Genomic DNA, 16,625 nt, shown 5'->3' on the forward strand with positions numbered 1-16,625 from the left:
ACCCCCACCTTATCAAGGGTCAGAACTTCTATATATAATAAGATAAAGTTAACGATTATTCTGTGGAGGGATCTTATGACCATACGATATGAGAGCATTAGAAGCGCTTGAGAACATTTTAAGTAAGGAAAAAGACAGGAAGGTATTATTCAATGCGATGTGGTCCTTGAAACAACAAAAAACACGTTTATTGGACCAGACTCTCTAAGTCGGGCTGTAATTTATTCCGCAGAATATACAGCATGACAGCACCAACAAGGAACGCGGCGGCATCTGAGATGACGAGCGACCAGACAACCCCGTGGAAACCATTCATTTGATTGGCGATATATAACACTGGAATTAACGTAACCCCTTGAATAATGGACATAATAAATGCGGCGGTTCCTTGTGCTGTTGCTTGGAAGATTCCTGTAAACAACGCGGTTATTCCTGTTATGAACAAGGACAAAAACGTCACATGAAGAATATAACTGCCCATCTGAATTAATTGCGGGTCATTCGTAAAAAGACCAATCAAGTGGTCGGAAATTAGAAAAACGATGATGCCGAAAAAGACGGCTAACGCCACAATTGCTTTGATTGTGAATTGAATGGTATGTTTCATGCGTAATTTATTCGCTGCAAAAGAGAAGGCAATCAACGGTACGACCCCTTCGCATAAGCCCATCAAAATAACCTCAGGAAATTGCAATAAACGTGATGAAATTCCGAATGCCGCTACGGCTTGCTCCCCATATTCGACCAGATAACGGTTGAAGATAAGCGACATTGCACCCAAGAAGATACTCATAATAAAGACGGGAACTCCGATTTTGAATACATTGCTTAGTATATCTTTAGAAGCCTTGAACCATCTTAAGGAGACAGTTAGGAATTGGCTCTTATATCCGATATGGAAAGCATAGAATACACTCGCAACCAAGTTAGCAATGACGGTAGCAGAAGCTACTCCGATCACGCCCCAATGGAAGACGAAGATGGCTAGCGCATCAAGAATAATATTGACGACAACACTGAGAATCATACCGATCATGGACGTGATTGCTGAGCCTTCCGCACGCACGATATTCTCAAGGGTGAAAAATAAGACGATGAATGGGGAGCCAGCAATCATTAGCGTGACATAGTCCTTCGTGAAGCCAAAAGAGTCAGGCGTCGCTCCCAAGCCATGAACGATGGAGTCGATGAATAGGAGACCGACGGCCATCAAGATAAGGCCGAGCACTATACTGCTGTAAAAAGCAAACGAGGACACATGTTTGGCGTCATCGTATTTTTTTTCTCCCAGCAAACGGGAAATGAATGCACTGCTGCCCATGCCAATCAAGTTGCCTAAGGCCATGATAGCCGCGAATAACGGCAAAGTTAATGCGAGTGCGGTTAACATAGCTGTATTGTCGAGTGTGCCAAGGAAAAAGGCATTCAAGATGGAATATATAACACTCATTGACATGCCTAACATCATGGGTACAGCGAAGTGAGCTACGGCTTTGGCGATGGGTGCTTTTTCAAAATAATGAAGGTTTTCTGTCTCCATATGCGTCACCACTTTCTGATTTATTTGTAGATGGGATCGATCCAATCTTACAGTGTTAGATTGAACCTTACAGTGTTAGATGTTATCATATGCGTATGCACCTGTAAAGCACAATCTTACACTGTTAGATAAAGGGCGGATACCGATGAAAAAGCAGCAGCCTCAGATTTCGGAGGATAAGATTTTGGAAACCTCGTGGGAGCTTCTTGGAGAGGATGGCATCGAGAAGTTCAGCATGCGACGATTAGCGGACCGTTTAGGAATTCAGGCTCCTTCCCTGTATTGGTACTTCAAGAGCAAGCAGAATCTCTTTCAGCGTCTGGCCAATCAGGTATCGAAAATGATCGTGGAGGAGTTCCACCCCGAAGGGGATTGGAAAAAGCAACTGACCGCGTTTGCGGTAACCGTGCGGAGTGTGCTCTGTCGATACCCTTGCTCAACGCAGCTTATGATGCAAACGATACCCATCGAGCCGGACATGGTTCGGTTTACCAACCGCATGCTGCTCTGCGTGGAGTCCACACCCCTGGAAGAAGAGCAGAAATTACAAGCGGTTCTTACGCTAGTGAACTATGTCTTCTACTTCGTGCTGGATAATTATCAGCATCAGCGTCTTTTCTCCACGGTCAGTAAGGAGCAGGAAGAGGAACTCGGAAGTGAGATGATCCGTCTTCTGGATGCCATGAGCGAGGCGGATGCCGGGCTGTTCCGTAGCATGTACAAAAGCGGGCTGTTCGAGCTTATAGGGACAGATAAGTCGTTTGAATTTGGCTTAAAGCTCATTCTGTTGGGGATTGAACGGGTAATCGAGGAGCAAAATTAACGCAGTATGACAGTTTAATAAAAGAACATACTAAGGCGGCCAATAATGGCTGTCTTTTTCCTTTTGAGTTCTACGAATGGGAGAGCAACATTTCATAATTCCCCTTGTGTTATAACTATCGTGTACTTATTTGACACAGGAGGAGATTAAGATATGAGCAGATTACATGGTAAAGTTGCTTTGGTTACGGGTGCAAGCCGGGGGATTGGTCGTGCCATTGCAACACGGTTAGCACAAGAAGGAGCCTTAGTAGCTGTTCATTATGGCACAAACCAGGCCGCAGCCGAAGAGGTAGTACGAGATATTGAGCTGAATGGAGGGACTGCATTCACCATTGGCACGAAACTCGGTACGATCGAGAGCATACAGAACCTTTTTAAGAGATTGGATGAGTTGTTGAAGGAGCGTACAGGTGACACCCATTTTGATATCCTGGTGAATAACGCAGGGATTGCCCTGGTAGCCCCAATTGAGGATACAACAGAAGAGGCGTACGAAGAAATGATGCAAATAAATGTAAAAATGCCATTTTTCCTAACACAACATGCTTTGCCGCGTTTGAGAAATGATGGTCGAATTATTAATTTGTCGTCCTCTATAACAAGAATTTCACTGCCTGCTATTCCTGCGTATAGTATGAGCAAAGGGGCAATCAACACGCTAACGCTTGCTTTATCCAATCAACTCGGCTTACGTGGAATTACGATCAATGCCATCCAACCTGGATTCGTAGCCACGGAGATGAATGCCGCCATGCTGCAAGATCCTGCCTCACACCAATATGGCGCTGATTTTTCTATCTTTGGCAGATGGGGGCAACCGGAGGATGTCGCGGATATAGCAGCTTTTCTGGCCTCTTCCGACAGCCGCTGGGTAACAGGGCAATTAATTGACGCCAGTGGGGGCTCTCATTTGTAAGTGGCGAAATAGGAGATTTGATTCGGAAGGAATTCATTATTTTTGCTAGAATAATATGCATAAATGATCTACATTAGTGATGAGCTCAGCATTTAAAGGAGATAGAAATGAACGAAGAAGACGTTAAGCAGCGTATTAAGGATTACCAGCAGGCAGAAGGGGTAAAATCTCTTACTTGTGGGAACAACAGCAGCCACGAGAAATTATACCCAAAAGTGCTTGAGCAAGGGTTGGTGCTTCTATGCCCTAATTGCAACTACACGCAGACATACATCCCTGATCTTTTTTTCGATGATGGGTTTTATGACTGGCTTCGCGGTATGAAGAGTTTAATTTAAATCAATTAATTCCTGAACAGCCTGGCTGTGTGTAAACACAGAAGGCTGTTTTATTTTTTTCATAGTAGATTTATAGGGCAATATGACTTTTTGCATCATAGCGGAGAAATGAATCATGGTCCAAATAGCGGAGAAACGGAACTTTGAACGCCATTTTGGCTATTCAAATGGTCAAAAATGGTATGCTATGCTCCTCGTGTAAGACAAACCAATGACATGGGAGGATTTATTCTATGAAATAAAACGGGCGATGTTGATTTACTTTCACTATTTGTAAACGTATACAATATTGAAAAACAAGACTTAAAGGGCAGGTTTTATTAACAATTGAAAGGACGTGACCCTGTTTGAAGAAGATGAAGCAAGTAACCCTGCTAGTTTCATTATTGTTAATTATTAGCATGTTTAATACGGTAATTGCCGATGCAGCAGCGCCAGTGGGCATTAGCCATGCTAGAATGATGCCCGTCGACAGCATTGCCAATCACGGTTCCACCATGGTAGAACTGCCAGATGGCACGCTTTTCTCGGTATGGTTTAATGGAGTTGGAGAAAGAGATGGGAATTTAACCAAACTTATCGGTTCTCGTTCGAAAGATGGCGGGAAAACTTGGACTGAACCCTTTGTTGTTTATGATACATGGGATTTCCCGGATAATAACCCGGTTCTTTTTGTCGACAGTCAACAAAGATTATGGTTGTTCTACGGCGTTATCTACAACGGCCAATGGGTATCTACGCAAACTAAATTTATGTACGCCGATATGGGCAACTATGAATATGCCGTTCGCAATGGCGGAAATGCAAAGTGGCACTATCCACAGCCCTTGTACACGAATGTAGGGGAAGGCATGTTTGGCGAAGGAAAGTATTCCAATGGACAGTGGAACTATGGCATCAAGGGTGCTGAGATTAAGTTTGTAAATCCAAGTTCTGTGACGGCAGCAACTTACTTAGATCCTTCTCAATATGTACCGGTCACGACAAGGTTTGGCGGCGCTACCCGTTTTATTACAGACAGCTTTGTTGTCTCGATGAGAAATAAATATGATCAGTACGTTGCCTATTTAAAATCCTCCAAGCCATACGATGATGTCTATGCGGGCAGAACGGATGAAATTATCACGATGCTGACCACGGGAGTTTCCGTAAAAGAGCCTTCCATTATTAAAAATTCAATTGAGCGTTCATCCGGCGCAGATAACGATGTCAATACTTGGGGGCCGATTTACCGCAGGCTTGGATGGCAAACAAAAAATAAGCCGATTGAAGTAACGCTTGCGGATGGCGTCACCAAAAGATTAATTTTGCCGTTGTATTCAGATTCATTGGCGAATTCCGTTTGCGCGTACACCGATGATCACGGCATCACCTGGAAGTTTAGCGACCCGATTGTAGGATCAGGAACGATCCAAGGCTCGCTGATTCAAAAGAAGGATGGCACGATTCGCGGTTATTTCAGAAGCGGTAAGTTAGATGGCCGTAACGGGCGCATGGCTTGGCACACGACTTATTCGGAGTCTACGGATTTCGGAGTAACGTGGAGTGTTCCGAAAGTTGATCCTTATTTAAAAAATGACGGCGGCTTTGAACTTTCCAAGCTTCCAAACGGTGACTGGCTGATAGCTACCAATCAAGAAACTTCACGCAGTGTAGTGAAGAAAACGCTAGACGGAAATAGAAATTCTTTCAGTTTATTGCTCTCTACCGATGAAGGAATGAACTGGAAACCGATCATGATCAAGGATGGCATGAATAATGGCGAGAGCTACGAATACCCGTCGGTTCTCGTTGATAGAGCAGGGAACGCTTTGATGAACTATACGTACAAAATTCCTTCGGCCGGGGCTACGATAGGCTTCTCCAAAATTGCAAGCAGCGAGATGGGGAGTTTGTTTGATTCGGTAATAACTGCAACGTATGGCGCTGGAAGTTCGCTGAATTTTGATAGTGTTGTCAAGTTGCCGACAATCGAACTGAACGTAGGACAAAGTACACAAACGACCTATAACCTAGCAATAGGTGGACAATCGTTTGATGCAACAATGGATACACTTACTTTGACATCCGATCTGCCTGCAGTAGCTACAATTAACACAAGCGGAACCGTCACGGCCATTCAAGCAGGAACGGCAATGGTAACGGCTGTAAGCAATAAATACGGAACTATATATAAATTCATCGTTAAGGTTACGCAATGAAAGGAGTCATGCAGATGAACAGGAAATTCAAGCTATTAATGTCTATGACGGTTTGTATCGCGATATCTGCAACAAGTCTAATTCCTGCCTTGGCTGCAAGTCCGGGAACATTCACCATTTCCGATCAAACGGTAAGTATTTTTAAACCAATTAAGGATAATGGGGCTACAGGTGATCACGTACATGGCTCCAGCATTGTAGAATTACCAAACGGAGAGTTGCTGTGCGTATGGTTTCAAGGAAATGGCGAGCGGGATGCGACTACGACACGGATTATGGGAGCACGTTCAACCGATGGTGGAAAAACATGGCTGAAGCCGTTTGTTGTCACCGACGCTCAAGACATCGCAGACATTAATCCTGTCGTCTACGTTGATGCCGGGGACCGCCTCTGGTTTTTCTGGTATCCCGTCTTGGCGGGCAGATGGCAAACTTCCCAACCTCGCTATGCGTATGCTGAAAAAGGCAGTTATGAGCTTGAGGAGGTTGGCAACAAAGCACCGAACTGGACTTTTTCAGAAAATGTCGGCATTAAACTTGGTAAAAATATTGGCGGCGTGGTCATTCCGAGCAGCGCAGACGACAATATTAGCCAGTCGCTCGATGATAGAGCAGGAGCCACTTCAAGACCTTCTTGGGCTACAGCGCCTGTTGTTGCGCGTCCTGAGTTGGCCAAAGGTTTCGTCAATACGGTAAAGGCCAAGCTTGATGAGCAAAAAGAGTATTTGTTCAAACCGGTTGCAGATGGCGGAGCAGGGATGAGCCGGAAAATGAATGAAGCTGAATTTGACGGTCTAGTCACGGAAACCATGCAGTTAATTGGCGGCGATCCAACCAAATATTTGTATGCTCCTACAGTTGCGGACACCATTACGGAAGCCCGTTCCGGTTATCCGTACGCCCGCCGACTCGGCTGGCAAACCAAAGATAAGCCTTTTGCCGCCGATTTAGGCAACGGCAAAGTTCGTCTGATCCTGCCTCTCTATTCGGACATGTTGGAAATGAGTATTATGGCTTTTACAGAGTATGACCCTTCCAAACCTCTTTCGGACAATTCGCTTCGGTGGGAGATGAGTGAGCCCATAGTAGGTATCGCCAACATTCAGGCCACGATGGCTCAAAGAAAAGACGGCACCATTGTAGCTTATATGCGTGACAACGGGCCAAGGCCTTATCGTGTGGTGGCTTCCGAGTCCAAAGACAAAGGATTGACATGGTCAACGGTCAAGGATGTGCCGGAACTGCAGGATCCGGGCGTAGGGCATGATCTTTTGCAGCTTAAGGACGGTAATTGGGCTTTCGTTCACGTAGATACGGAATCAAACCGGAACACATTGGCTGTCGCCCTTTCGGATGATGAAGGTAAAACGTGGAAATACAGAAGACATCTTGCCCTGGATACAAGAAGCAGCACGGGAAGCTACCATTATCCTGCCATTACGCAAGCGCATAACGGAGATATTCTGATCAGCTTCAGCCGGTTTTTCTCGTCGCTTGATACAGACTCTGCCAATCAACCTTTGGGCAGCTATAAAAACATTACGTTCTCCAGAATAACAGAGGACTGGATTAAGCAAGGAGATCCTGTAACCGTTATCAGAGAATATGAAAGCATCGATCGAGAAGTTGCCGTACCTGCTTCTTTCAATATCAGTACGGCATCCGATAGTGCGATTAAGGCCCTTTTCCCATCTACCATTAAAGCTTATACCTCTTATAAACCTGGTGCAGAAAATGCTGTTCTTCCTTCCGTCGATCTGCCGGTGGTATGGGATGTTGCAGCTATTAAAGCGAACTATAAGCTTAATTCCTTGATTAGCAACCTTACCGGCGTTGTGGATGAGAGCAAGCTGCCGCAGGGGATAACGAGCGATATGCTGCCATTTTTCAAAGCACCTTTGAGGGTATATCTCTACAATGATCCCAATGCTATTGCGGCCCAAAGTTTGGCGTTAAATAAAAATGACCTTGCTCTGTTCAAAGGGCAGTCTGAAGCATTAATTGCGACAGTACTCCCAAGTCAAACCACGAATAAAACAGTGCTGTGGAGTTCAAGCGATTCCAGTGTTGCTACAGTAGATACGGACGGTATTGTTACGGCTGTTAATAAAGGAGCGGCTGTCATCACAGCGAGAACACTTGACGGTAACTTTACTGCGACAGCTAATGTGGAAGTAAGAATCCCTGCTGCAAGCGTTACAGTTACACCTGGCGAAATTACGCTAAATAGCGGACAATCCAGTGTTTTGGCAGCAACAGTAACGCCGGATGACTCAACGGTTCAATCCATCAACTGGAGTTCAAGCGATGAGAAAGTTGTTGTAGTGAATGATAAAGGGGAAGTTACAGCCAAGAGTGTTGGTCAAACAATTATTACTGCAAAAGTCATTGATGGAAGCAACATAGCGTCTGGAACGGCGGTCGTTAAAGTACTGGGAAGCAGCGGTGGTGGAAGCGGTGACGGTGGTAACAATGGTAACACTGGGGGCAGCGGCACAGGCAGCAGCAACACAACAACTCCGCCTTTAGTGCCGCCTGTAACGGAGCAACCTCCTGTGAATCCACCGACGAAGCAGCCGGACACAACGCCAAAACCAGTATTTACAGATGTAAATGACAACTACTTATGGGCACAAGAAGCTATAGAAGCCTTGGCTAGCAAAGGAATCGTTAACGGTACCTCGGAGATGACGTTCTCGCCTGAGAAAAATATTTCGAGAGCTGACTTTATGACAATGGTTGTCAGAGCGCTTAATCTGAAGGCGGAAATTAACAGTAACTTCGATGACGTGAACAAAAACGATTATTATTATGAAGCGTTGGCAATAAGTAAGGCTTTGGGGATTGCGGATGGGGTAGGCGGCAATACCTTTAATCCTCAAGGGGAAGTTAGCAGACAAGACTTGATGGTGCTTGCTTCCAGAGCCCTTCAAAAAGCAGGAAAGCTGCTGTCTAAAGGCAACCTTGACGCATTAAATTCCTTCAAGGATGCATCCAGCGTTGCGGAGTATGCCAAAGAAAGCGTCGCTTTACTTGTGGAGGCTGGAATTATTGAGGGCAGTGACAACCTGATCAATCCGGAAGGCAAAGCAACAAGAGCTGAAGTGGCAACTATTGTTTATCGCGTTTTAAAATTGCTAAACTAATGGCAAGAGGGTGTCCCCGAGTTGTTGGGGACATCCTTTTTGTGTAGCGCGAGTAGCCCAAGAACGGTTCCAAGGTGAACTACCTTGGGCGTGAACTTGGCGGCCAACTCTAACGGACTCCACAGCCGTTATTATCGTAAATATCGCCCTGTTTCATTTCTAACGGACACAGGAGTTCTTATTTGCCTATTTCGAGGCGAAACCACGGTAGAAACAAGCAAATAACAGCGCTGGAGTCCGTTAAATTTTCAAAACGGCTATATTTCGCCGAATAAGAGCAGCTGAGTCCGTTAGACGAACGGGGGGAGTTTCGCTGGGCAACCACCGGTGTGCCTCGCCGTTCCGTTTGATCTTGTCCGCCCCGCTCGCCCGTCCTTCCTGATCCGTCTCGCCCCTCCCGCCCGTCCTCCTTGTTCCGTCTCATCCCGCCGTTCCGTCTTACCCCGTCCTGATCCGTCCGACCCGCCATGTTGACTATTTGCATCATAGCGGAGAAATGAATCATTGCCGGATAAGCGGAAAAACGGCACTTTAAACGCCGAATTGGACGTTCATTTGGGCAAAAATGGTGTGCTATGATCCTCGTGTAAGGCAATCCAATTACATAGGAGGATATATTCGATGAAAGCAAAAAAGGGGATTATGACAGTAACCGGCTCATTGCTTTTGTTATCAAGTGTGCTTAGCGGTTGTGGAAGCAGTTCAACCACTTCGCCAGCTTCAACCAATAATGCTTCGACTGCGGCTCCGGCAACGACAGCTGGTGCGGCGAGCACACCGGCAGCGGCCCAACCGCTATCGCTGACCTGGATGAGGTACGAACACCCGTCGCAAGCGATTGTGGCGAATTCGAAAGCTGTTCAGGAAATTGCCAAACGTAAAAATGTCAAATTAAATCTCCAAAGTGTACCTCAGAGCAACTACGATGATAAAAAGAAAACATTGATCGCAACGAATACCCTGCCTGATATCATGCTCGTCAAACAAGACGATATTCAGAACTTTGCCGACTCGGGAACCTTTCTAGATTTGACGCCTTATTTGGACAAAATGCCTAATCTGAAGAAGGTCATTTCCCAGCAGCCGGAAATCAATAAAAACAAAATTGACGGGAAGCTGTATGGATTCCCTCTCGTAGCCAATTGGCAGGGGGTTGGCGGCCAGCTTTCGATGATCCGTATGGATGTGCTTGACAAGTTAGGTTTGAAAAAGCCGACAACTTACGATGAATTATATCAAGTGATGAAGAAAATGAAAGAAGCGAATCCGGATTCCTATCCGTTCACGGCTCGTGCCGCCAATGGACTTACTGGCACAGAAAATTTAATCAATCCCATTTCGTTCGCATTTGGTAGCGGATACACAACTTTTAACGGTACGAAGGTGTACTACGAGCCCAAAGATAAAACTTACAAATTCGGTCCGGCGATGCCAGAGTTCAAAGAGGCTATTACTTGGTTGAATAAACTGTACAAAGAAAAACTTCTAGATCCGGATTATGCTACGGCTACATCGCAAATTTGGCAAGAAAAGCTAAACTCGGGCAAATCCTATTATTTCCAAGATAATAATGGTTTCGCCAGCACATTTAACATCAATTTGCAGAAGAAGGACCCGAATGCGAAGTTTGATATGTTGGATACGATGACGACGCCAAGCGGTGCAAAACGGAACCTGATCTACGCACTTGGCCACTTATCGGAATCTTACGTTATTAATGCGAAAGTTAAGAATCCGGAACAGGTTGTTCAATTCATGGATTGGTTCTATTCCCAAGAGGGAATCGAAGTTACCAACTTCGGTGTCAAAGGGGAAGATTTCACTGGCGAAAATGGCGATTACAAATTGACGGACGCTGTCGTGAATAAATACAAGGACAGACAGCCGAGCGCATTTTATGCGCTGCAATCGGAGTATGGCACAGGCTACCTGGGACTTGGTTTGAACAATGACGATCATGCCGGATTGCCGTTCAATACGAAGGAATGGGTAGATTGGAACAACAAAGCATCCAAAGGTTTGGCGGCAGGCGAGAATGTGCAATTCGTTAACGACCCGCCATTTACCAAAGACGAGCGTGAGAAACTGAAGCAAATCCGTACACAGCTCGACGCTTACCTGGCTCAAAACATGGATAAGTTCATTGTGACAGATGGAGCGCTTAAGGATTGGGATAACTTCGTGAAACAACTCAAATCCAAGGGTGCAGACGATATTGTCAAAATCTATAACGATGCCTTAGCACGCGTGAAATAAGCTCAAAGTTCAAAGTTCAATTCATATCGTGAGAGGGCAGGTTGCTAAGGCATACCTGGCGGCCTGTCCCTTTCTTTTTCGGGAAGGAGTGAAATGATTGACACCAGCTGTTGAGATTAAAAAGAATATCCGCAAGAGCATGCCCTTATATCTTATGTTTGCATTACCGTTTGCCTATTTTGTCATTTTTCATTATGCGCCAATGGTTGGGAATCTGATGGCATTTGAAGATTATTCGATCGTCAAAGGCTTCTTTCATAGCCCGTGGGCAGGGACGAAATATTTCCGCCAATTTCTGACGGATCCGTATTTTTGGCAAGTCGTGCGCAATACCGTGCTTATTAACTTGTATTCTCTTATTTTTTATTTCCCGTCATCGCTCATATTCGCTTTATTGTTAAACGAGCTGCAGCAAAAAGTTTTCAAAAAGTTTATCCAAAGCATCACGTATATCCCGCATTTTTTATCGACTGTCGTAGTTGTAGGTATGCTGGTCAACTTCCTCTCCATCGACGGGCTTATTAATGAAGTCGTGAAACTTTTTGGCGGAGAAGCGAAGACCTTCATGTCTATGCCGCAGTGGTTCCGAACGATTTATGTAGGCTCAGAAATTTGGCAGGGGATCGGTTGGAACTCCATTATTTATTTGGCGGCCCTGACTACGATCGATCCACAACTTTATGAGGCGGCAACGATGGATGGAGCAAACCGCTGGCGGAAATTGCTGCACATTACACTGCCTGGCATTTCAACGGTCGTTACGATCATGCTGCTTTTAACGCTCGGCAAAATGCTTTCCGTCGGATTCGAGAAAATTTTATTACTGTACAGTGGTCCCACGTATGAGACGGCCGACGTTATCCAAACATTTGTTTATCGCCGTGGGTTGATCGACAGTGACTTTAGCTTCGCTGCAGCCGTAGGTATTTTCCAATCGGTATTGGCTTTTGCGCTTGTCATATCAGCGAATCAAATATCCAAAAAATTGAATGGATCCCGGTTGTTCTAGCAGGAGGAATTGAGATGCGACTTCGTAACTTTTCTGTTTTTGATACGATTAACTTAGCTTTTATGTTGGCTATGATCTTTATTACGCTTTATCCCCTTTACTATATGGGAATAATTTCCATAAGCTCGGGATCGTCCGTTAGCAGCGGCGAAGTATTTTGGCGCCCTATAGAGATTAATTTTAAAGCCTACAATGTTATTTTTAATGATCCCGCGATTGTACGTTCCTACGGAAATACCATTTTCTATACGGCTGCCGGTGTGCTTATTAACTTGGCAATGACGGCTCTTTGCGCCTATCCTTTGTCCCGTAAGCATATGTATGGACGTTCTGTTCTTGCCTTGTTTGTGGTATTCACTATGTTCTTCGACGGTGGACTTATCCCGCGGTATATGGTGGTTCATGCGTTAGGAATGGTGAATACGGTATGGGCGATATTAATTCCGACTGCGATCAATGTTTTCAATATGATTCTTATGAGAACATTTTTTGAAGATATTCCAGAAGCGCTGCACGAGTCTGCCATTATGGACGGCGCTGGAGAGTTCCGAGTTTTCACCAAAATTGTGCTGCCGCTTTCTTTGCCTGTTATGGCCACGATGTTTCTTTTTTACGCGGTGGCGCACTGGAACAGCTTTTTTCCTGCCCTTATTTATTTAAATGAGAAAAATCTGTACCCCATGCAAATCATTTTGCGCAATATCGTCATATCAGGAGATATGGCTACACAATCCGCACAGCTTGGGGCAGCAGAGGCAGGGATGGCGGTCATGACGGAAAATATCAAATACGCCTGCGTGTTCGTTGCGATTTTGCCCGTGCTTGTCATATACCCGTTTGTGCAAAAATACTTTGTACAAGGAGCAATGCTTGGTTCTGTAAAAGGTTAAACTCTACTCATTTAGGGGGATAACATGGCTGTCGAAACGAAGCTTCATTTAATAGGAAACGCGCATTTGGATCCGGTTTGGCTATGGCGCTGGCAAGAGGGATATGCGGAAATCAAGGCGACTTTTCGTTCTGCGTTGGATCGATTGAATGAGTATCCTGATTTTGTATTTACATGTGCTTGCGCGGCGTACTACAAATGGGTGGAAGAGAACGCCCCTGGGATGTTTGCCGAAATTAAGCTGCGTGTTGCCGAAGGAAGATGGGTCATTACAGGCGGGTGGTGGATCCAACCGGACTGCAATTTGCCGTCAGGCGAATCGTTCGCGCGGCACAGTTTATACGGACAACGCTATTTTATGGAAAAATTCGGCGTGATGGCACGGGTCGGATACAATGTGGATTCGTTCGGCCACCACGGCATGATGCCGCAGCTTTTGAAGCTAGGCGGGATGGATTCCTATGTATTTATGCGTCCAGGTGCTCATGAGAAGACGCTGCCGCACGATTTATTTTGGTGGGAGTCGGAAGATGGCAGCCGCGTGATGACGTTCAGGCTAGCTGACAGTTACGGCAATTGGGCGAGCAATGGCATGGAAGATAAGATTCGGAGTCACAGAGCTATGGCAGTTGCAGGCGGGCATGCGTTCATGTCCTTCTACGGAGTTGGTAATCATGGGGGAGGACCGACTATCCAGAATCTCGAGCTCATCCACCAGCTCCAAGAACGGCCTGACATGGAGGGCATTCAGTTAAGTTCTCCGAATCGATATTTCTCAGAAATGAGGCGGAAGAATCCGGATATTCCCGTTATTAAGGATGAAATGCATATGCATGCCATCGGCTGTTATTCCACGCACTCGGAATCCAAAGCCGCGAACCGCAGAGTCGAGCACCTGATGCTTACGGCTGAGAAAATGTCTTCTTTGGCCAATTTGATGCGAGGTTTGCCGTATCCTATGGAAGCGCTTAATCGTGCGTGGGAAAACGTGATGTTTAATCATTTTCACGACATTATGGGCGGCTGCAGTATTAAGGAAGCTTTTGACGATGTTCGGGATTTTTACGGTGAAGCGTCCAGTATAGGAGCAAAAGCAATAAACGCCGCCCTTCAAAAGATATCTTGGTCCATTCATACGATGAAACCAGGCGTAAAATCGTTAAGCAAAGAGAAGGACTGGCAGCTCTGGGAGCAAGATGATCTAGGCTCTCCTCTAGTGGTGTTTAACCCCTTATCGTGGGAGGTGGAGGCACCCATTGTCATAAATAAGAAAGTGGCCGGTGTGACAGATGCTGCAGGCATTCCTCTGCCGTTTCAAACGGTCAGGGCCTCTCGGACTAATACCAGTGATAAATGGGATACCTTCATTAAGGGGAAAGTTCCGGCTTTTGGCTATCAAGTATTTTGGGTCTATCGAGATAAAGCCTTCAACGTTGTAGAGCCGGCGGATGCCGTCAGGGCAGAGGGATGTTGGTTGGAGAATAGTCAAATATACCTTGAACTTGATCCGGGCACGGGGTATATCCGTCGTTGGATTGACAAGCGGAATGGCGGCAGAGACGTACTAGCCAGCGACGGAGCGGTGCCAATTGTCTTGGATGAGAGTCACAGCGATACCTGGGGACATGGTCTTACGCACTATCGGGATGAGCTGGGACAATTCGGGGGCGCTGAATTAAAGGTGCTGGAGCATGGACCGCTGCGAGCGACGATCAGAGTAACCAGCTATTATGGAAGTTCCGTATTTCGCCAGGATATCAGCTTACTGCCTGACAGCTCTGATGTGCATGTCAAGGTAAAGCTGGACTGGAGAGAACAGCATAAGATGCTGAAACTGGCTTTCCCTGTTAACGTGGAGCAGCCTAAAGCCTTGTTTGAAATTCCCTATGGGTATATCGAACGTCCTGCCAATGGGAATGAAGTGCCTGGGCAGATGTGGGTGAATCTATCCGGCAATGAGCCAGGTGTAACGGACAGTAGAGAGTCAACGACGTTCGGTCTTTCATTCATCAATAATGCAAAATACGGATACGATGTGCAAGGCAATGAGCTGAGGATGACGGTGGTGCGAAGTCCGATTTATGCCGACCATTTCGGCGAACGCGATGAAGAAGTGGAATTTATGGATCAAGGCGTACAGGAATTTGCCTATGTCCTTTCAGCTCATAGCGGTTCTTGGCAAAATAGCGGAGTTGTACGTAAAGCCTACGAATTGCATAATCCGCTGCTCCAAGTGTGGGAAACGTATCACGAGGGGGATTTGCCGCAGATTTCGGAGGGAATTTCCATATCTTCAGACCATGTGATTGCAGTAGCCTTCAAACCAGCTGAGGAAGGGAAAGGATGGATTCTCCGCTGCCAAGAGATTTATGGAAGGGAAGTAGAGACGGAATTGAGCTTGCCTTCCTTGAATCGCAGCTGGCGAAGCACGTTTGGAAAATGTGAGATCAAAACGTTCTTTCTGCCTTCCAAGCTGCATGAGCCGATTGAGGAAGTGAATTTTATAGAAATGAAACATACGGAGGAGAGAGAGAGCCAATGAAAATTAACAACCCCAACGGCGTATGGCCGACGATGATTACTTTGTACAAGGAGTCAGGCGAGATAGATTTTGATGCGATGGGACGTATGGTTGAATGGTTTATTCATAACAAAGTTGACGGATTATTTGCTGTCTGTCAGTCCAGCGAGATGTTTTTCTTGAGCTTGGAAGAGCGCGTGAAGCTTGCCGCTTTTGTCGTGGAGAAGGCTGCGGGAAGGATTCCCGTCATTGCGTCGGGACACACCGCTGACTCGATTGAAGACCAAGCTCGAGAAGTGATGGCGATGTCAGAAACAGGCGTTGAGGCGGTTATCCTGATCTCGAACCGATTGGCGGACGAAGATGAGTCGGATGAAGTGTGGAAGGTTAATGCTCAGAAGCTGATTGAACAACTGCCGGAGCATATTGCGCTTGGAATCTATGAATGTCCATTTCCTTATAAGCGGCTATTAACGCCATCGACATTGAAGTGGTGTGCAGATACGGGAAGATTTTTCTTCTTAAAGGATACTTCTTGCGATGTGGAGATGATCAAAGAAAAGCTGGAAGTGATCAAAGGAACTTCATTAAAGCTATTCAATGCCAATACCGCTACGCTCTTGGAAACATTGAAGCTGGGCGTTGACGGTTACAGCGGGGTTATGGCCAACTTTCACCCGGATCTTTATGCTTGGCTTTTGCATCATTGGGAGGAGCAACCTGAAGAAGCGCAGTACTTGAGCGATTTGCTGAGTGTTGCTTCATTTATTGAGCGGCAGTTATATCCGATTAACGCGAAATATTATCAAATGAAGGAAGGCATCAGTTCGAATTATCACTCGCGCGCGAGAAATCATGACGAGTTCACAGCTACGAATAAACTCGAAGTGGATGAGTTACACCGTCTCTCCAAGAAGTTATCGCAGCAATTTTCATTCCAACGTTAACAGATAAGCAGGAAGCACACTATCGTGCTTCCTGCTT

Annotated in this window: 12 protein-coding genes; 10 read left to right on the forward strand and 2 right to left on the reverse strand. The window is 45.8% G+C overall.

Features of this window, described 5'->3' with window-relative positions; genetic code table 11:
* Positions 1–187 precede the first annotated feature (187 nt).
* A complete protein-coding gene (locus tag AC3WTJ_RS03610; protein WP_492520602.1) occupies positions 188–1,540 on the reverse strand; it encodes an MATE family efflux transporter in 1,353 nt (450 codons plus the stop codon).
* A gap of 145 nt (positions 1,541–1,685) precedes the next feature.
* On the opposite strand from AC3WTJ_RS03610, the gene AC3WTJ_RS03615 reads away from it, so the two are divergent.
* The 5 genes from AC3WTJ_RS03615 (at position 1,686) to AC3WTJ_RS03635 (ending at position 8,966) form a co-directional block, all read left to right on the forward strand.
* Positions 1,686–2,363, forward strand: coding sequence for a TetR/AcrR family transcriptional regulator (locus tag AC3WTJ_RS03615; protein WP_492520603.1), 678 nt, complete (start codon positions 1,686–1,688; stop codon positions 2,361–2,363).
* Positions 2,364–2,516: 153 nt separating this feature from the next.
* The gene (locus AC3WTJ_RS03620; RefSeq protein ID WP_492520604.1) at positions 2,517–3,281 is read left to right on the forward strand and encodes an SDR family oxidoreductase; all 765 of its coding nucleotides are present in this window, start codon (positions 2,517–2,519) and stop codon (positions 3,279–3,281) included.
* A gap of 107 nt (positions 3,282–3,388) precedes the next feature.
* A complete protein-coding gene (locus tag AC3WTJ_RS03625) occupies positions 3,389–3,619 on the forward strand; it encodes a hypothetical protein (protein WP_407868645.1) in 231 nt (76 codons plus the stop codon).
* 356 nt (positions 3,620–3,975) lie between these two features.
* Positions 3,976–5,820 carry an exo-alpha-sialidase gene (locus AC3WTJ_RS03630; RefSeq protein WP_492520968.1) on the forward strand — a complete coding sequence of 615 codons (1,845 nt, stop codon included), beginning with the start codon at positions 3,976–3,978 and terminating at the stop codon, positions 5,818–5,820.
* A gap of 14 nt (positions 5,821–5,834) precedes the next feature.
* A complete protein-coding gene (locus AC3WTJ_RS03635) occupies positions 5,835–8,966 on the forward strand; it encodes an exo-alpha-sialidase (protein ID WP_492520605.1) in 3,132 nt (1,043 codons plus the stop codon).
* 178 nt (positions 8,967–9,144) lie between these two features.
* On the opposite strand, the gene AC3WTJ_RS03640 is transcribed toward AC3WTJ_RS03635, so the two are convergent.
* Positions 9,145–9,435 (reverse strand): hypothetical protein, encoded by a 291-nt coding sequence (locus AC3WTJ_RS03640; protein WP_492520606.1) that lies wholly within the window; start codon positions 9,433–9,435, stop codon positions 9,145–9,147.
* Positions 9,436–9,587: 152 nt separating this feature from the next.
* Here AC3WTJ_RS03640 and AC3WTJ_RS03645 point away from each other — a divergent pair, with 152 nt between their 5' ends.
* The 5 genes from AC3WTJ_RS03645 (at position 9,588) to AC3WTJ_RS03665 (ending at position 16,588) form a co-directional block, all read left to right on the forward strand.
* Positions 9,588–11,222, forward strand: a complete 1,635-nt coding sequence (locus AC3WTJ_RS03645; protein ID WP_492520607.1) for an extracellular solute-binding protein — start codon at positions 9,588–9,590, stop codon at positions 11,220–11,222.
* A 97-nt stretch (positions 11,223–11,319) separates the two neighbouring features.
* On the forward strand, positions 11,320–12,231 hold the full coding sequence (locus tag AC3WTJ_RS03650) for an ABC transporter permease (RefSeq protein WP_492520608.1): 912 nt from the start codon (positions 11,320–11,322) through the stop codon (positions 12,229–12,231).
* A gap of 14 nt (positions 12,232–12,245) precedes the next feature.
* Positions 12,246–13,121, forward strand: coding sequence for a carbohydrate ABC transporter permease (locus tag AC3WTJ_RS03655; protein WP_492520609.1), 876 nt, complete (start codon positions 12,246–12,248; stop codon positions 13,119–13,121).
* Between the two features lie 24 nt (positions 13,122–13,145).
* Positions 13,146–15,662, forward strand: a complete 2,517-nt coding sequence (locus tag AC3WTJ_RS03660) for an alpha-mannosidase (protein ID WP_492520610.1) — start codon at positions 13,146–13,148, stop codon at positions 15,660–15,662.
* A complete protein-coding gene (locus tag AC3WTJ_RS03665) occupies positions 15,659–16,588 on the forward strand; it encodes a dihydrodipicolinate synthase family protein (protein ID WP_492520611.1) in 930 nt (309 codons plus the stop codon). The genes AC3WTJ_RS03660 and AC3WTJ_RS03665 overlap by 4 nt, the downstream gene beginning before the upstream one ends.
* Positions 16,589–16,625 lie beyond the last annotated feature (37 nt).

The organism is Paenibacillus sp. FW101-FHT12H11 (assembly GCF_058790355.1).